Origin of the sequence: Sphingobacterium sp. WM, from assembly GCF_029542465.1 — a bacterium.
Lineage (GTDB): Bacteria > Bacteroidota > Bacteroidia > Sphingobacteriales > Sphingobacteriaceae > Sphingobacterium > Sphingobacterium cellulitidis.
The window spans coordinates 3,567,017-3,584,040 of the sequence record NZ_CP120709.1 but is presented as its reverse complement, the minus strand read 5'-3'; the positions used below and the strand labels follow the sequence as shown (position 1 = coordinate 3,584,040).

Genomic DNA, 17,024 nt, shown 5'->3' with positions numbered 1-17,024 from the left:
TGATTAAACCCTGAATCTTTCCTTCACCTCCTCCAAATAGCTACCACCAATAGGGATTTCCATATCCTCCACCCAGATCGTATGCCGATCAATCTTATTAATCCGATTGATATTGATTATATAGGATCGATGAACCTGAAGAAAGGTATGATCCGCCCATTCCGACAAGAATTCCTTGATCGTCATCCTCGCTAAAACTTCCCTTCCCTGAAAAATAAACCGAATGTAATTTCCCAATGCCTGTAACGCTAGAACTTCCTTTAAATCCACTTTGATCATTTGATAGCCATCCTTGACAAATAGGGTAGGGTTATTGTCTAAGATCCCCTTTAATTCCAACAACTCCTTGGCCTTTAAAACGGCCTTCTCAAATCGCTCAAACGTATAGGGTTTCAAAAGATAATCTAGCGCATCTAACTCAAAGCCTGATAATGCATATTCCGAATATGCTGTTGAGAATATCACCAGAGGCTTTTCTTCCAAATCTTTGAACAAATCAATCCCATTGATATCGGGCATCCGAACATCCAGAAATAATAGCTGAACTTCATTGTCCTTCAAATATTCCTTCGCCTCAAGTCCGTTGAGGAATTGCTTCTCTAAATTTAAATAGGGTATCCTTTCAGCAAATCTTTTGATGATATCCAATGCAATTGGTTCATCATCAATGGCAATGGCTTTAATCATGGTTTTGCTCGTTTGTTTCAAATTCTGAATGAGGACTGCTATCTAATTCAATCGTTAAAAAGACAAAATACTCCTGTTGATTCTGTTCCATAACCAACATATAACGATCTGGATAACTCAAATCAAGCCTTGATTTCACATTTTCTAATCCTATTCCCGATTTTGTCCTTTCAAGATCTGTCCCGGTGCTTTTATGAATACTATTGTAAACAGAAAATTTTAATTGACCATCCACAACATCCGCATTGACCTTGATCCATGACGGTTTATTCATACTGATACCATGTTTGAAGGCATTTTCAACAAATGGAATCAATAACATGGGGGCTATAAATAAATTATCAATGCTATCAACGATATCTTGCTCGATCTTGACATTCTCAACATTCTCTGTTCTCAAACTCTGAATTGTGATATATTCTTTCAAATAACTCAGATCCCGAGATAGCGGAATCTGATCTTGTTGGTTTTCAAAGATTAAAAAACGCATCATCTGACTCAACCGCTGAACCGAATCCGCTGTACGGTTCGCATTTTCTTGAAGTGCTAAACCATAGATGCTATTCATTACATTAAACAAAAAATGTGGATTTACTTGCGATTGCATCAACTTGTATTCAGCTGCAGTCTTCCCTAAATCTTTCTTAAGAAAATCAATGGTTCTTTTATTGGCTTTGAAACGGAAAAAATATAAATAAGTGATAGGTAAAACGATAATGGCGCAGATAATGCCCAACCATATTATTTTATTGCTATACCTTCCATGAATTGCTTGAATCATGAAAAAAAACGGAATAAAGAGTAAAACCGCACTTAATAATGCAACCAAAATATACTCTATCATGGATATGGTCCTTTTAATCAATAATTCTAGGAAGAAGTATTGATTTACCGCAAACAATAAATATGCATAAGGAACATATAATATAAGGATACCAAAATGTCTATGAATATTAATGCCTATTATAAAGCATATAAAGGAAAGCCCAAGGATTAAAGCAAATTCTGCAAAGAACCTACGAAAGTTGCTGGGTGGGTTAATTTCTTTAGTTTCTGATTTCATGTGTCTTCTATAAAATTATAAAAAAGGCTAAGAGTTTGGGTTTAAATTGATATAAAATGATTTTCTATTTGCGAATAGTTGCCAAAATTATCCTTCGAGACCTTTGCAGCAGATCCGATCTGGGAGTTCAACTGAATAAAACTTCCTGGATACTGCTCCTGAAATGAATAATAGGATTCCCAGGAACTGCTAATCTGACTTTGTTCTTTGTGAACCAAATTGTCCTCTAATTGGCAACTCAATAAACGAATGAAAAAATAAAATATCATAACCTTACTGTTTATTCTTAAGGCAATATTATTCAAGAATTTATTGCTGAATAAATTTTTGTGATGAACCCTAGGAAGGAAATGATGAATACTGGTTTGATTGTAAAAAAGCTGAATCAAAAGCAATATTAGCTGGCAGAATTAGTCGTTTTGCTTCTAATAATTCTATCTTTGCCAATTCTTTGGAGTTCTACCCTCCTGATTAACATTTTTATTAAGATATTTTAAATGTCACACACGAAACTATTATGGTCCCTTCTGGGACTTGTGTTCTTTATTTCAAGTTGTATTAAAGACGAAGCGAAAAACATGGAAGCTGATATTACGCAGGTTTCAATCGCCGATAGTTTGATTAATGTCAAACCTATCATCAACAACAGAAATGTTGTTATCTATGTCAAACCTGGAATGGTCAACCTTAAGGAGTTTGCCCTAGATTTTGACCTAACCCCCGGAGCTTCTTCTGTGCCCGCTGCTGGTTCTGTACAGGATTTTTCTGCCCCTGTATTCTATGAAATCACTTCCGAAGACGGACAATTCAAAAAGCAGTATTCCGTTACGCTACTGGAATCTTCAGTTCCTGAAACATTTGACTTCGAATTGTTTAAACAGGATGAAAAAAAGAAATGGATCTATTATTATGAAGATGTGGAAGGGGTTCATCAAGAACTTTGGGCTTCCGGAAACTCTGGTTTCGCATTGACCGCCGGATCCAACCCAACTGAAAAATCTTACCCTACTCAAGCTACTGATGATCCTGCCTATGTGAAATCTGGAAAATATGCCGCTTATCTGGAAACGAAATCTACCGGATTCCTAGGTTCCTTGGTGAAAAAACCTATCGCTGCAGGAAATCTATTCATCGGCTCTATGTACACCAAGAGTATCATCGATATTCAAACTAGATTCGGACTTCCTTTCAATAAAATCCCAATGTCCATGACAGGCTATTACATGTATGAACCTGGAGCTAAGGTAATCGATATGAATGGTAAAGAGGTGAAGGTAACAGATGAATGTGATATCTATGCGGTGCTGTTTGACCGCGTGGCTTTAATGAAAGGTACTGCCAATGATGAGGTGGATCCAGGAAGAACTTGGTTGAACGATAAGGATGTTCTGACCAGCCCTTATATCATAGCTCTCGCTCAGTTAAAGGATACGGGTGCCACCAAAGGCGAAGGATTAGTGAAATTTGACCTCCCATTTGTTTATAAGAAAGAATACAATCAGATCGATGCCGATGCTTATCGCTATAGCATTGCCTTGGTTCTTTCTTCAAGTAAGAACGGTGCAATTTTCCAAGGTGCTGTAGGTAGTAAATTAATTGTGGACGAAGTGAAAATCAACGTAAGATAATGAGATTAAATATTAACATGATAAAATATGCTGTTCTTAGTGCAATGGCTTTATTTTTTACCTTAAATCTAAATGCTCAAGCACTGGAACAAGGTAAATTTAGAATCGATGCTGAATTAGGAACAAAAATCGGTGGAGCATCTCCGCTTGGCCTACCGGTCGAAATTAGAGAAATAAAAAGCTTTAAACCCGCACTTCCATTTTTTGTGGGGGCAAAGGTTTCCTATGGAATTGATAATAAATGGGGAGTCCGCTCAGGTTTGATCCTTGAAGGTAAAGGAATGAAAACTGAAGCCAATGTAAAAGCTTATAAAACGACTTTTAATGCAGACGAAGATCCTTCCCAAAATGTTAGAGGATACTATTATGGCGATATTACAACCAACGTAGAAAACTTGTACTTGACAATTCCTGTCTTGGCAACCTATCAACTAAGCCCTGCGTGGAGCCTTCAAGCTGGTCCTTATGTCTCTATGGCGCTTCAACGTAAGTTTTATGGACTGGCTACCGATGGATATATCCGTGATGAAGAACCAACAGGTGAAAAGGTTGGAATTGTCGATGCAGCCTATGATTTTAAAAGCCAGATCAGAAAAGTTGATGTAGGAATGACTGTGGCTGGAAAATATGATTTTGCAAAGAGATACTATGCAACGGCACAATTTGACTATGGCTTCAATAGCATAATGAAAACTGGTTTTGAAAGCATCAGTTTCGATATGCACAACATATTTATGAATGTAGGGGTAGGAATAAGGCTGTTTTAGAAGAGATTAATAGATATGAGATGTGAGATGTGAGATATGAGATATGAGAAATTTGAAATGTGCCCATCCCTAAATGGGATAGGCCGTTTTCTATCTCAATACTCATATCTCAAAAATATCTCTCCTTACATCTTAAGACCGATTTCTCTCAATCGTTCATCCAAATATTCTCCTGCTGTATAATCTTCATACGCCTTTGGATGTTCCGCATCAATACAAGAATCTAGGGAAGCCAGGCTCATGCTTGATTTCGGATGTAGAAAAAACGGTACTGAATATCTTGAAGTTTTCATTAACTCCCTTGGTGGATTGACAACTCTATGCGTGGTAGACTTCAACTTATTGTTGGTCAATCGTTGCAACATATCACCTACATTGACAACAATATCTTCACCTTTTGCCTTGATCGCAAACCATTCGCCATCTTTTGTCAATACTTCTAGGCCATCAGCACTTGCGCCAATCAATAAAGTAATTAAATTGATGTCTTCATGTGCTCCCGCTCGTACCGCATCCGCTGGAATGGAATCCGGATTTTCAATCGGGAAATAATGGATAGCACGTAAAATCGAATTTCCATTGATCACAAATTGCTCAAAATAATCCTCTGGTAACTCTAGATAAGTGGCAATAGCCTTCAATAAATTACGTCCTGCATCTTCCAATTTTTTATAGATCTCAGCAGTAACCGCATTAAATCTTGGTAATTCACTCACTTGTGGATTGTCCGGGAAATCAGCTTTCGAGTATTCTTCGCCGACAATCGTCTGGCCTCTTTGCCAAAACTCCTTTAAATCTGGGGTCTTTGAATCTTTTGCCTTTTCCTTACCCTTGGAAGTATAGCCTCTTTGTCCTGCTAATTCAGGAAATTCGTACTTATCCTTGGTCTCTGCAGGAAGATCAAAAAACTCCTTCACAACTTTATATAACTCATCTATAAGCTCATGTGAAAGCCCGTGATTCGAAATAGTAACGAATCCAGTCTCATTAAATGCCTTACCTATATCCGCTACGAATTGCCCCCGTAGCTCAGCACTACCCTCAGTATAGTGCGTCAAGTCTAATCTTGGAATATTTACTAATGCCATGTTATTTTAGTTTGATGCAAAGTTAATGTAATAATAATATGCAAGACTAAAAAGTGTTTATAACCTCAAATTTTTCCAATGCAATCCGCTGATTGTCAGTTTTTAAAAGTTTTCCACAATTTTATTTTTGAGATTTCTCGCCTTTTTATTGAATAATAATCTATTTGTGTCAACTATTTATTAAAAATTCACAAAACAGTTTGATTTATCAATTCAATAATTTAAATTTGTTATGCTTGCATAATAAATGTTAGAAGACCCGAATATGAGCCAAGATAATACCATCGACTATTTCTTAAAAACGGCATGGCAAACTGTTGCCAATAAATATAATGTGATTGCCTCACAACACGGTTTTACTCAGGCCGCTGGATATATATTGATCAATATTCACCGAGATGGAACGCCCGTCTCCCAAATTGCAAATTCTACCGGCGTAAAAACAACTTCTTTGTCCAGGGTCCTAAACAATTTAGAAACCCTAGGCTTTATATATAGAGAAACCAGTGATACCGACAAACGTTCCGTCAAAGTGTATCTCACAGAACTCGGTCACGAAAAAAGAAAAATCGCTAAAGATGTAGTCAGAGAATTTAATGATTATCTCAATACTTCTTTCTCTGAAAAAGAAAAAGCAACCCTCGTCAAATTCCTAAAGAAAATAAACGAAGTTGCCACGAATTACACTCCTGTTATTCAAATAGAACCATAGAAAATTAGAAAATATACGTGATATGAATAGAAATATTAAAAAAGTAGCTGTATTGGGATCCGGAGTAATGGGTTCTCGAATTGCTTGCCACTTTGCTAATATAGGTTTAGAGGTGTTGCTTTTGGATATTGTTCCAAAAGAATTATTGCCCGCAGAACAAGCCAAAGGCTTAACCCTGGAAAGTCCAGCTGTCCGTAATAGAATTGTGAACCAATCCTTGGATACGGCAATTAAATCTAACCCCGCGCCTTTATATAGCAAATCCTTCGCAACGCGTATTTCAACAGGTAACTTCGATGATGATATGAACAAAATCGCTCAGGCTGATTGGGTAATCGAAGTCGTAGTTGAACGCTTGGATATTAAAAAATCTGTTTTTGATAAAGTTGAACAATTCCGTAAACCTGGAACTTTAATAACAACTAATACCTCTGGTATTCCAATCCACCTGATGGAAGAAGGTAGATCTCAGGATTTTAAAGAAAATTTCTGTGGTACACACTTCTTTAATCCTCCGCGATATCTCCCTTTATTGGAAATTATCCCTACGAAAGACACCAAAAAAGAGGTGGTGGATTTCTTAGTAGCATACGGTGATAAAATGCTGGGTAAAACAGTCGTGTTATGTAAGGATACTCCTGCCTTTATCGGTAATAGAATCGGTGTTTATTCTATGTTAGCTGTAACCCACCTGGTGGAACAACTTGGTCTAACAGTAGAAGAAGTCGACAAATATACAGGACCGGCAATGGGACACCCTAAATCGGCAACATTCCGTACTGCGGATGTAGTAGGTTTGGATACCCTAGTTAATGTCGCAAAAGGTCTTGAACAAAATGCTCCTGATGATGAAGCTAAAGGTGTTTTTGTCCTGCCAGCTTTCATCAGCAAAATGGTGGAAAATAAATGGTTGGGTGAAAAAACTAAAAAAGGCTTTTATGAAAAGGTAAAGGATGATAAAGGAAACTCTGAAATTCTTTCCTTAAATCTGAAAGACCTGACTTATGGTCCTCAACAAAAAGTGAAATCTTCAACCTTGGAAGCAACTAAACCTGTTGAAGATATTCGTAAGAGAATGAAAGTATATGAACAAGGAACAGATAAAGCCGCTGAGCTTTTCCGTGCGATGCACTATCCTTTGTTCGAATATGTTTCTAACCGTGTCCCGGAAATTACAGATGATTTCTTCCGTATCGATGATGCTATGCGTGCTGGATTCGGTTGGGAAATTGGTCCTTTCGAAGTATGGGATGCCTTAGGGGTGAAAGAAACTTTAGAGAAAATCAAAAACGAAGAAAAGCGTCTTCCAGGTCAGACTGGTGAAGTTGCCCAATGGGTTAAAGATATGTTGGAGGCTGGTTTTGATAGCTTCTATAAAATTGAAAACGGAGTGCGTCATTATTATGACATCGCTTCGAAATCCTATAAACCAATTCCTGGAACAGAGGATTTAATCGTTCTTGACCATATTCGTGAATCAAAAACCATCTGGAAAAACTCTGGTGTATCTATCATTGATTTAGGTGATGGAATTATCAACTGTGAGTTCCATACAAAGATGAACACCATTGGTGGTGATGTGATTCAAGGTTTGAATAAAGCTATTGACCTTGCAGAAAAAAAATACCGTGGATTGGTGATTTCTAATGATGGGAAGAACTTCTCTGCAGGTGCAAATATCGGAATGATCTTTATGATGGCTGTCGAGCAGGATTATGATGAGTTGAACATGGCAGTGAAGATGTTCCAAGATACATCGATGCGCTTGAGATATTCGGCAATACCTGTAGTTGCAGCACCATTCCAATTGACATTAGGTGGTGGTTGTGAGTTCTCCATGCATGCTGACTTTGTGCAGCTCCATGCAGAAACTTATATGGGATTAGTAGAATTTGGTGTTGGTGTTATCCCTGGTGGAGGTGGTTCTAAAGAGTTTGCGTTGAGAGCATCGGATGATTTCCGTCCAGATCAAATCGACCAAAACTTCTTGAAAGATCGTTTCTTGACCATCGGTCAAGCCAAAGTATCGACTTCAGCGGTGGAAGCCTTTGAATTAGGTTATCTACAAGAAGGAAAATACGCAATCAGCATGAATCGCGCGCGTCTATTGGCAGATGCTAAAGCTAAAGCATTAGAATTGGCAAATGCAGGTTATGTACAACCAGCACACCGGAAAAATATCAAGGTACTAGGAAATCAAGGATTAGGAATTGTCTATGTCGGAGCATCCTCAATGGAAGCCGGACATTACATCTCCGAACACGATAAACTAATTTCCGAAAAACTAGGCTGGGTAATGTGCGGCGGGGATCTTTCCGCACCATCCGAAGTCGACGAGCAATACCTTCTAGACATGGAACGCAAAGCTTTCTTAGAGCTCTGCGCAACCCGCAAAACCCTAGAAAGAATTCAAGCAATGTTGACAACAGGAAAGCCGTTGCGAAATTAGTATTTAGTATTTAGTATTTAGACAGGCGAGCGACTTTATTTAAGGTTAACAATATCGTAAAATACAGGTTAACCTCCTTATAGAAAAGTTCAATACCTTTTTTAAGTACCAATACTTAATACAAATGCATAATTATAAAGAGTTGAAGCTTTGGATGAAAGCAATTGAATTAGTTTCAGATATATATAAAATTACATCTGACTTCCCCGATAAAGAGAAGTTCAATTTAGTTAATCAGATTCAAAGAGCAGCAATTTCAATTCCTTCAAATATTGCTGAAGGAGCTGGAAGAAACACCAATAAATCATTTGTTCAATTTTTGGCAATTGCCCATGGTTCAACATATGAATTGGAAACACAATTAATAATATCAAAAAATTTAGGTTATTTATTAGATAGCGATTTAGACAGATTAAGCAACAAAATATATGAAGTCCAAAAAATGAGTTTTGTCCTTCAGAAGAAATTGTCACAGGTCTAGGTCTAACTACTAAATACTAACTACTAAATACTAGAAAATGGAAGCATACATTGTAGCAGGATTTCGTTCAGCAGTGGGAAAAGCTCCGAGAGGAGGATTCCGATTTACGCGTGCTGATGACTTGGCGGCGGATGTGATTAAACATTTAATGGCATCGGTCCCAAATGTAAATAAAGAAGATATTGACGACGTCATCGTTGGTAATGCAATGCCTGAAGCAGAGCAAGGACTAAATGTCGGTCGTTTTATTTCCCTAATGGGATTAGATACAGATAAGGTGCCGGGACTGACCGTAAACCGATACTGTGCCTCTGGATTGGAAACTATTGCAACTGCAGTAGCAAAAATTAAAACCGGAATGGCTGATATCATTATCGCCGGCGGAGTAGAGGTGATGTCTGGAATGCCTTTCGGTGGATGGAAAATCGTACCGAACCCCGTAGTCGCTAAAAACCACCCCGATTGGTATTGGGGAATGGGACTTACAGCAGAAGCCGTAGCTAAAGATTACAACGTTTCTAGAGAAGACCAGGATAAATTTGCCCTAAAATCCAATGAGAAAGCCGTAGCAGCAATCAAGGAAGGTAAATTCAAAGATGAAATCGTGCCTATTACCATAAAAGATAATTATATCAAGGATGGCAAGATGGCTACGAAAGAATATGTGGTAGATACGGATGAAGGTCCTCGTGCCGATACTTCTTTGGAAGCATTGGCTAAACTGAGACCAGTGTTTGATGCCAAAGGTTCAGTAACTGCAGGTAACTCTTCACAAACTTCCGATGGAGCAGCATTTGTGTTGGTGATGTCGGAACAGAAAATGAAAGAGCTAAACCTAAAGCCAATTGCAAAATTGGTAAGTTATGCGGTAGCGGGTGTACCACCAAGAATCATGGGTATTGGTCCTATTTATGCCATTCCTAAAGCACTTAAGCAAGCTGGACTAAAACAAGAAGATATCGACCTATTTGAATTGAATGAAGCTTTCGCTTCTCAATCTTTGGCCGTAATCCGTGAACTGGGATTGGATGAAGAAAAAGTCAATGTGAATGGTGGAGCAATTGCATTGGGACATCCACTGGGATGTACCGGCGCAAAACTAACTGTACAAGTCTTGCACGAACTGAAACGTCGTGGTAAGAAATATGGAATGGTAACCATGTGTGTGGGTACTGGACAAGGAGCAGCAGGAATTTTCGAACTCCTGTAAATAAAATTGAACTAACAAAATATAAAATCAGAAGAAGGTGCTTGTTCACTTATTCTAAATATTAAAGAATATCATGAGCGAATCAGTAAAAAATAAAGCAATTAAAGGTGGTGAATTTGTAATTCGCGAAACTCATTACAATGATATCTTCATCCCTGAAGAGTTTGATGAGGAAGCAAGAATGATCCGCCAGACCTGTATCGATTTCTTGGATACAGAGGTGTTGAATAAACTCGATAGAATTGATGGACAGGAGGAAGGCCTCATGCAAAGTTTAATGGATAAATCCGGTGAACTAGGCATGTTGGGAGTTTCTATTCCTGAACAATATGGTGGTTTTGGAAAAAATTTCAATACCTCGATGTTGGTTGCTGATGCAGTAGGTGGAGGATTCTCCTTCGCAGTGGCTTTATCTGCGCATACTGGAATCGGAACCTTGCCAATTCTATACTATGGAAATGATGCCCAAAAAGATAAATATATCCCAAAATTGGCTACAGGGGAATGGAAAGCAGCTTACTGTTTAACTGAACCTAACTCTGGATCTGATGCAAACTCCGGACGTACTTCTGCAAAATTAAATGCTGAAGGAACCCATTACTTGATCAATGGCCAGAAAATGTGGATTACCAATGGTGGTTTTGCAGATGTATTTATTGTCTTTGCAAAAATCGATGACGATAAAAATCTGACTGCATTTATCGTTGAAAAAGACTTTGGCGGAATTACCATGAATCCTGAAGAACATAAATTAGGTATCAAAGGATCTTCAACTCGTCAGATTTTCTTCAATGATTGCCCGGTTCCTGTTGAAAACATGCTTTCTGATAGAGAAAACGGTTTTAAAATAGCAGTGAACATCTTAAATATCGGACGTATAAAACTTGGCGCCGCTACAATTGGTTCTTCACGTGCTGTTTTAAGCACAGCAATCAATTATGCGAATGAACGCGTACAGTTTAACTTGCCAATCTCTAAATTTGGAGCTATTCGCTATAAATTAGCGGAAATGGCAACTCGCCTTTTTGCTAATGAATCCGCAGCTTACCGTGCTGGACAAAATATTGATGATGCCTATGAAGCTTTAATCGCTTCCGGAATGGATGAAGCGAAAGCTAAATTGAAATCCGTGGAATTATTCGCCATTGAATGTGCCATCATCAAAGTTTGGTGTTCTGAAATGTTGGATTATGTCGTGGATGAAGGTGTTCAGATCTACGGTGGAATGGGATACTCCGCAGAAGCTCCAATGGAAAGAGCTTACCGCGATTCCCGTATCAATAGAATTTTTGAAGGAACCAATGAAGTCAACCGACTATTGGTGGTGGATATGCTTTTGAAACGTGCGATGAAAGGTGAATTAGATTTAATGGGCCCTGCTCAAGCGGTAGCGGGCGAGTTAATGTCTATTCCTGACTTCGGACCAGAGGATGAAACACCTTTCGCAGCAGAAAAGAAGATTGTTGCCAATTTAAAAAAAGCTGGTTTGATGATCGCAGGTGCTGCGGTTCAAAAACTAATGATGTCATTAGCTAAAGAACAAGAAATATTGATGAATATTGCTGACATTATCGGTTATGTATATGTTGCTGAATCTGTATTGTTACGTGCTGAGAAATTACAGCATACCCAACCAGGTGAACATGCAGACTACGCAGCAGACATGGCGAAAGTATATTTATACGGCGCGATTGATAAAGTCAATGCTGCTGGTAAAGAAGCCATATATTCTTTCGCTGAAGGGGATGAGTTGAATATGATGTTGGTTGGTTTACGTCGTTTTACAAAGGCGCAACCGTTCAACCTGAAAGATGCTCGCCAAAGAATCGCGAAAAAATTAATAGAAGAAAATAAATACTGTTTCTAAGTATTAAGGTTGATTATGAGTAAAAGCCCCATTTTTGGGGCTTTTTCGTTTTTAATCCCTTCCCTTCGCTATTCAGCGACCTTATGCTTAACTTTAAGTCTCATTCACGGAATTTGAAAAGTTACGACGCAATAATTATAGGGTCTGGCCCAAATGGGCTGGCAGCAGCCATAACCATGCAACAGCAAGGACTCAGCACCTTATTGATTGAAGGCGCTGATACAATAGGAGGTGGTATGAGAACCAAGGAACTCACGCTTCCCGGATTTAAACACGATGTCTGCTCTGCAATTCATCCTATGGCGTTGGGATCCCCATTTATGCGGTCACTGCCTCTGGAGCAATATGGATTATCATTTGAATTCGCCGATTATCAAGTGTCTCAACCGCTCGATAATGGCAAATCTGTAAATCTCCATCAGGATATTCAATATATGAAAGAGGAATTAGGAGTGGATTTCAATAAATACCAATCGCTCCTTGAACCTTTTGTTAAAAATTGGGATCAGCTTTCCAACGATATTCTTGGCCCCTTGAAATTTCCCAACCATCCACTGCTGATGGCAAAATTCGGATTGTCAGGACTACGCAGTGCTCAAGCTATCGCCTCGGAATTTCAAACCGTAGAAGCTAAGGCATTATGGGCAGGAATGGCAGCACATGGAATAATGTCCTTTAATAAACTCTCAACCGCTGCTATTGGATTGGTTTTGGCAACTCTTGGACACAAAGTGGGCTGGCCCATTCCAAAAGGTGGATCTCAGGCAATCGCCAATGCAATGGCTGCTTATTATGAATCCCTAGATGGTGAAATTCAACTTAATTACTGGTTTGAAGACCTGCAAGATCTTCCGAAACATAAGGTTCTCATTCTGGATATGACCCCGCAACAGATTCTTAAATTGAAAGGCCTCCAATTGAATGAAAATTATAAAAAGCAACTTGAGGAATATCGCTATGGAATGGGAGTGTTTAAGATAGATTGGGCTCTTTCTGAGCCAACTCCGTTCTTAGACAAAAGAAGCCAGCTGGCAGCAACTGTACACTTAGGAAATACTTTCGAAGAAATCGCACAAACGGAGTTGGATACCTTCAATGGTAAATTGGTTGATAACCCCTTTGTATTATTTGCGCAACAAAGTAGATTTGATTCTTCCAGAACTCCAGAAGGAAAACATACAGGTTGGGCTTATTGCCATGTCCCGCATGGTTCATTTGCAGACCGTACTTCTGCTATTGAAAATCAAATCGAAAGGTTTGCACCTGGATTCAAAGATACCATATTGGCAAGATCTAGCATGAACAGTCAACAACTTGAACAGTATAATCCAAACTATATAGGTGGAGATATTAATGCCGGTCAAATGGATATTTTTCAACTATTCACAAGGCCAACAAGGTCTTTTACCCCATATCGGACTTCTAATCCCAATGTATATATCGGTTCTTCTTCCACACCTCCCGCTGGTGGGGTACATGGAATGTGTGGTTTTCACGCAGCTAGAATTGCATTAAAGGACCATTACAATATCAAAATTTAATCTCAACTATGGCAAAGATCGTATTAGCAGGTGGAACAGGTAATTTAGGTAACTTATTGATCAGCCTATTTAGGGAACAAGGCCATGAAATTATTGTATTGAGCAGGCAACGCATGGTCAAATCTCATCCCAAAATTGAATTTGTGTTATGGGATGCTGAAAACCTGGATACATGGCAGAAGAAATTGGAAGATGCCGATGTATTGATCAATCTCTGCGGATTATCCATCAATCGAAGATTCACCAAAGAAAACCAAAAATTGCTGCGTAGTTCTCGATTGACCCCAACTAGATTGTTGGGTGAGGCTATTGCTCAATTAGAATCTCCAGTTAAACTTTGGATTAATTTCTCAGGTGTTTCTATTTTTAATGGCCAAACTGGCCTACAAGACGAAACCTCACATCTATATGCAAATGATTTCCTCGGACAACTCGCTCAGGATTGGGAAAAGATCTTTCTGGAGGCCAAAACTCCGCAAACCGAAAAGGTAATCCTCCGGATGAGTCCCTTGTTAAGTAAGAAATCGGGGATGTTTGCTGAACTCTATCCATTGACAAAAATGGGTTTGGGCGGAAAAGTAGGAACTGGAAAGCAAATGGTTTCTTGGATTCATGAAACAGATTTCGTCCGATTAATGGATTGGATCATACAATCCCAAAATAGGGAAGGAGTCTATCACGCTTGTAGTCCTAATCCTGTGAATAATAGTGAATTTATGAAGGCATTGAGAAAGGAAGCCGGAGTTTCGATAGGTTTACCCCTACCAACGTTTATGGCAAAAATTGGGGCCTACGTAAAAAATGTGGATCCGGTACTCTTACTGGAATCGGTTCCCGTAACAACTTTATTAACGATAAAAAATGGCTTTCAATTTAATTTTCCCTATATTCAGCCCGCATTTAATCAGTTAATTAAATCATCAACTTAAACATTTTATGTCTGCCAAATCACTTGTACTTTCTGAGGACTGGGTCGTTGTTATTCTTGGTCTTGGGATTATTGCTCTAGCTTTATTCGGAATTGTAGCTCCTGTTCCATCCTTTGGATGGTCTGATACCAATGAACTTTCTTCAAAAGTTTTATCCCTAGGAAACCTCGGTGCAATGGGACTTCAGTTTATTTTAGTATATGTAACAGCGATTATCGGTGCAATATTGCTCGGTAAAAATCTCAAAGCCTTACTTGTTGTATTTCCCTTGGTTTATTTTCTAACCCTATTTGCACTAGTTCTCGCAGGAAATGCAGGGGTGAAAAGCTTTAACCTGGAAGCCGTAATATTCAGTTTAGTAATCGGTTTGGTCATTAGTAATTTCTTCAAATTACCCGCTTGGTTCAAAGAAGCTTTAAATACTGAAATGTATGTCAAAATCGGATTAGTCCTCTTAGGAACTACCGTAATTTTTGGAGATATCTTGAAAGCAGGTTCGCTTGGATTGATACAAGCATTGGTGGTTGTTGTATCGGTTTGGTATTTCGCATTCTGGATCTGTAAGAAATTGAAAATAGATAAAGAAATGTCTTTAATGCTTTCCAGTGCGGTGTCAATATGTGGTGTTTCTGCTGCTATTGCAACCTCTGGTGCGATTGAAGGGGATAATAAAAAACTATCTTATGTAATATCCTTGGTCCTGGTTACAGCCGTCCCAATGATGATCTTCATGCCTTATCTAGCAGAACTTATGGGTTTATCCCAAGAAGTAACTGGAGCTTGGTTGGGGGGAAGTATCGATACGAGTGGTGCTGTTGCCGCTTCGGGAACCTTAGTAGGAGAGGAAGCCCTAAAAATTAGTACCATCGTCAAGTTTTCCCAAAATGTACTTCTAGGTATTGCAGCATTCTTCATCAGTATTTATTGGACTTACTCTAAATCTGTAGATGATCAAACTAAAAAGGATAAACCTACCTTGAAACTAATCTGGGAAAGATTCCCGAAATTTGTTGTGGGTTTTGTGTTCGTCTCATTGATGTTCTCCTTTGTAGTTCCTGCTGAAACTACGGCTCAAATCAAAGATAGCCTGAAAAGCTTACAAGGCCTGTGGTTTGCACTCGCATTTACCTCCATCGGATTAGAAACAAATTTTAAAGACCTCTTCAAACAGGATAATAAAAAACCTTTATATGCTTTCCTGATTGCTCAAACATTTAATATTATCGTGACTTTGATCCTCGCAATTACCTTATTTGGTTAATTAATAGGTCATATCCAGAGATATCTTAACGTATTTTTTTGAACCTTGCCTCGAATATATCATTCGAGGCTTTTTTGTGTCCTCTTTATCTAAATTATTGAAATAATTTATGCAATTTGAGAATTGAATTCATCTTATATATGAAGAGAAAATAGCATGGACGAAAAACAATTGTTGCAATACTATAAACAATCAGGAAATCTGGATGCACTTGGAAAAATCTATGCTCCTTATATGTCCTTGCTTTATGGGGTATGCTATAAATATCTTCAGGATGCTGAACACAGCCAAGATGCAGTGATGCAAATTTTTGATGAACTCATCGAGAAACTGCGAATTTATGAAGTTGATAATTTCAAAAGTTGGGTATATGTCTATGCACGTAACTTTTGTTTGATGCAACTCCGTAAAAACAAACAAGTCACCAAAGTCGATATCGAAGATAATCTCTTTGAATCTGAAAAAGTGCTCAATCTGGAAGATGAAAAAAAATGGAATGAGCAGGATTTTGAAAAACTTGAAAGCTGTATCGCCGGCTTAAATGCCGAACAGGAACAATGCATCCGAATGTTTTATTTAGAACAGAAATGTTATAAAGATATCGCTGACATCACAGGCTATGACATCGCTAAAGTCAAAAGTTATATCCAAAATGGACGCCGAAATCTGAAAATTTGTATGGAGAAAAAGTAATGGAAAATAATTATCAATTAACGCGAATTCACAATTACGTCATGGGACTTATGAGTAAGGAGGAAATGTATCAGATGGAACGTGAAGCCTTAAATGATCCTTTCTTACAAGATGCTATCGATGGCTACAAGCTACAAAAAGGTGTAGACTCGCAACAACTGAGTATTCTTCAACAACGCTTGGCTAAAAAAATTGCCGCGAAAGCCGAAGATAAAAAACGAAGATTCTACAGCTGGCATAGGTTGACCATCGCTTTGGTAGCCGCTGTATTGTTCCTAGTAGCTTGTTCGTTAATCTTCTTCAAATACATGACTAACCATAAAACTGAAAGAAATAATGAGGTTATTTTGATGGAACAGCATATGCATGTGCAATCCTCAAAATTGGAACAAACGGATGCGGAACCTTTAGTGGGTTGGGAACAATTTAATGAAGAACTAAATTCTGAACTAAGAGATATTGATGGAAAAGGAACTGTTCAGGTAATTTTTAAGGTGTCGGATGGGAAACCTCAAAATATTCAATTCTTAGAATCCAGCAATACAGAGTTAAATGCGATTATCTCTACTTTTATTGAGCAAAAAATAAGTTGGAAAGGTGAAAAGGGGGGAGTCTCAATTGTCGTAGAGTAATAAGTATAATTGGGTA

16 protein-coding genes are annotated in these 17,024 nt (G+C 38.4%); 12 read left to right on the top strand and 4 right to left on the bottom strand.

Annotated elements, in window-relative coordinates:
• Positions 1 to 3: 3 nt before the first annotated feature.
• From PZ892_RS15310 to PZ892_RS15300, 3 genes are read right to left on the bottom strand one after another with little or no spacing between them, the layout of a single operon-like run.
• Positions 4 to 687, bottom strand: a complete 684-nt coding sequence (locus PZ892_RS15310; RefSeq protein ID WP_094258528.1) for a response regulator transcription factor — start codon at positions 685 to 687, stop codon at positions 4 to 6.
• Positions 680 to 1,750: a histidine kinase gene (locus tag PZ892_RS15305; RefSeq protein WP_094258529.1), complete on the bottom strand. Its 1,071-nt coding sequence runs from the start codon at positions 1,748 to 1,750 to the stop codon at positions 680 to 682. Before PZ892_RS15305 ends, PZ892_RS15310 begins: the two co-directional genes overlap by 8 nt.
• Before the next feature lie 41 nt (positions 1,751 to 1,791).
• Positions 1,792 to 2,019, bottom strand: coding sequence for a hypothetical protein (locus PZ892_RS15300; protein ID WP_144043690.1), 228 nt, complete (start codon positions 2,017 to 2,019; stop codon positions 1,792 to 1,794).
• Positions 2,020 to 2,247: 228 nt separating this feature from the next.
• Here PZ892_RS15300 and PZ892_RS15295 point away from each other — a divergent pair, with 228 nt between their 5' ends.
• Together PZ892_RS15295 and PZ892_RS15290 are read left to right on the top strand one after the other, a co-directional pair.
• On the top strand, positions 2,248 to 3,378 hold the full coding sequence (locus PZ892_RS15295; RefSeq protein WP_094280556.1) for a PCMD domain-containing protein: 1,131 nt from the start codon (positions 2,248 to 2,250) through the stop codon (positions 3,376 to 3,378).
• Positions 3,378 to 4,145 (top strand): porin family protein, encoded by a 768-nt coding sequence (locus PZ892_RS15290; RefSeq protein WP_229678354.1) that lies wholly within the window; start codon positions 3,378 to 3,380, stop codon positions 4,143 to 4,145. The genes PZ892_RS15295 and PZ892_RS15290 overlap by 1 nt, the downstream gene beginning before the upstream one ends.
• Before the next feature lie 125 nt (positions 4,146 to 4,270).
• Here the strand turns inward: PZ892_RS15290 and PZ892_RS15285 are convergent, their stop codons facing one another.
• Positions 4,271 to 5,233, bottom strand: a complete 963-nt coding sequence (locus PZ892_RS15285; protein ID WP_094280555.1) for a 2-oxoglutarate and iron-dependent oxygenase domain-containing protein — start codon at positions 5,231 to 5,233, stop codon at positions 4,271 to 4,273.
• Between the two features lie 265 nt (positions 5,234 to 5,498).
• Here PZ892_RS15285 and PZ892_RS15280 point away from each other — a divergent pair, with 265 nt between their 5' ends.
• From PZ892_RS15280 to PZ892_RS15235, 10 genes are all read left to right on the top strand, one after another.
• Positions 5,499 to 5,945: a MarR family winged helix-turn-helix transcriptional regulator gene (locus tag PZ892_RS15280; RefSeq protein WP_094258575.1), complete on the top strand. Its 447-nt coding sequence runs from the start codon at positions 5,499 to 5,501 to the stop codon at positions 5,943 to 5,945.
• Positions 5,946 to 5,967: 22 nt separating this feature from the next.
• Positions 5,968 to 8,394 carry a 3-hydroxyacyl-CoA dehydrogenase/enoyl-CoA hydratase family protein gene (locus tag PZ892_RS15275; RefSeq protein ID WP_277711462.1) on the top strand — a complete coding sequence of 809 codons (2,427 nt, stop codon included), beginning with the start codon at positions 5,968 to 5,970 and terminating at the stop codon, positions 8,392 to 8,394.
• A gap of 124 nt (positions 8,395 to 8,518) precedes the next feature.
• Positions 8,519 to 8,875: a four helix bundle protein gene (locus tag PZ892_RS15270; RefSeq protein ID WP_094280553.1), complete on the top strand. Its 357-nt coding sequence runs from the start codon at positions 8,519 to 8,521 to the stop codon at positions 8,873 to 8,875.
• A 37-nt stretch (positions 8,876 to 8,912) separates the two neighbouring features.
• Positions 8,913 to 10,085 carry an acetyl-CoA C-acyltransferase gene (locus PZ892_RS15265; protein ID WP_094280552.1) on the top strand — a complete coding sequence of 391 codons (1,173 nt, stop codon included), beginning with the start codon at positions 8,913 to 8,915 and terminating at the stop codon, positions 10,083 to 10,085.
• A gap of 73 nt (positions 10,086 to 10,158) precedes the next feature.
• Positions 10,159 to 11,952: an acyl-CoA dehydrogenase family protein gene (locus PZ892_RS15260; RefSeq protein ID WP_094258537.1), complete on the top strand. Its 1,794-nt coding sequence runs from the start codon at positions 10,159 to 10,161 to the stop codon at positions 11,950 to 11,952.
• Between the two features lie 113 nt (positions 11,953 to 12,065).
• Positions 12,066 to 13,493, top strand: a complete 1,428-nt coding sequence (locus tag PZ892_RS15255) for an NAD(P)/FAD-dependent oxidoreductase (protein WP_306427046.1) — start codon at positions 12,066 to 12,068, stop codon at positions 13,491 to 13,493.
• Between the two features lie 8 nt (positions 13,494 to 13,501).
• Positions 13,502 to 14,422, top strand: a complete 921-nt coding sequence (locus PZ892_RS15250; protein WP_094280550.1) for a TIGR01777 family oxidoreductase — start codon at positions 13,502 to 13,504, stop codon at positions 14,420 to 14,422.
• A gap of 7 nt (positions 14,423 to 14,429) precedes the next feature.
• A complete protein-coding gene (locus PZ892_RS15245; protein WP_094280549.1) occupies positions 14,430 to 15,683 on the top strand; it encodes a putative sulfate exporter family transporter in 1,254 nt (417 codons plus the stop codon).
• 156 nt (positions 15,684 to 15,839) lie between these two features.
• Entirely contained in the window at positions 15,840 to 16,376 is a 537-nt protein-coding gene (locus PZ892_RS15240; RefSeq protein ID WP_094258541.1) for a sigma-70 family RNA polymerase sigma factor, read from the top strand.
• Positions 16,376 to 17,008 (top strand): hypothetical protein, encoded by a 633-nt coding sequence (locus PZ892_RS15235; RefSeq protein ID WP_094280548.1) that lies wholly within the window; start codon positions 16,376 to 16,378, stop codon positions 17,006 to 17,008. The genes PZ892_RS15240 and PZ892_RS15235 overlap by 1 nt, the downstream gene beginning before the upstream one ends.
• Positions 17,009 to 17,024: the final 16 nt, after the last annotated feature.

Coding starts and splice junctions, on each gene's coding strand:
- PZ892_RS15280 (WP_094258575.1), top strand. CDS start 5,499: ATGAGCCAAGATAATACCATCGACTATTTCTTAAAAACGGCATGGCAA.
- PZ892_RS15235 (WP_094280548.1), top strand. CDS start 16,376: ATGGAAAATAATTATCAATTAACGCGAATTCACAATTACGTCATGGGA.
- PZ892_RS15285 (WP_094280555.1), bottom strand. CDS start 5,233: ATGGCATTAGTAAATATTCCAAGATTAGACTTGACGCACTATACTGAG.
- PZ892_RS15270 (WP_094280553.1), top strand. CDS start 8,519: ATGCATAATTATAAAGAGTTGAAGCTTTGGATGAAAGCAATTGAATTA.
- PZ892_RS15300 (WP_144043690.1), bottom strand. CDS start 2,019: ATGATATTTTATTTTTTCATTCGTTTATTGAGTTGCCAATTAGAGGAC.
- PZ892_RS15295 (WP_094280556.1), top strand. CDS start 2,248: ATGTCACACACGAAACTATTATGGTCCCTTCTGGGACTTGTGTTCTTT.
- PZ892_RS15250 (WP_094280550.1), top strand. CDS start 13,502: ATGGCAAAGATCGTATTAGCAGGTGGAACAGGTAATTTAGGTAACTTA.
- PZ892_RS15290 (WP_229678354.1), top strand. CDS start 3,378: ATGAGATTAAATATTAACATGATAAAATATGCTGTTCTTAGTGCAATG.
- PZ892_RS15240 (WP_094258541.1), top strand. CDS start 15,840: ATGGACGAAAAACAATTGTTGCAATACTATAAACAATCAGGAAATCTG.
- PZ892_RS15310 (WP_094258528.1), bottom strand. CDS start 687: ATGATTAAAGCCATTGCCATTGATGATGAACCAATTGCATTGGATATC.
- PZ892_RS15260 (WP_094258537.1), top strand. CDS start 10,159: ATGAGCGAATCAGTAAAAAATAAAGCAATTAAAGGTGGTGAATTTGTA.
- PZ892_RS15245 (WP_094280549.1), top strand. CDS start 14,430: ATGTCTGCCAAATCACTTGTACTTTCTGAGGACTGGGTCGTTGTTATT.
- PZ892_RS15275 (WP_277711462.1), top strand. CDS start 5,968: ATGAATAGAAATATTAAAAAAGTAGCTGTATTGGGATCCGGAGTAATG.
- PZ892_RS15305 (WP_094258529.1), bottom strand. CDS start 1,750: ATGAAATCAGAAACTAAAGAAATTAACCCACCCAGCAACTTTCGTAGG.
- PZ892_RS15265 (WP_094280552.1), top strand. CDS start 8,913: ATGGAAGCATACATTGTAGCAGGATTTCGTTCAGCAGTGGGAAAAGCT.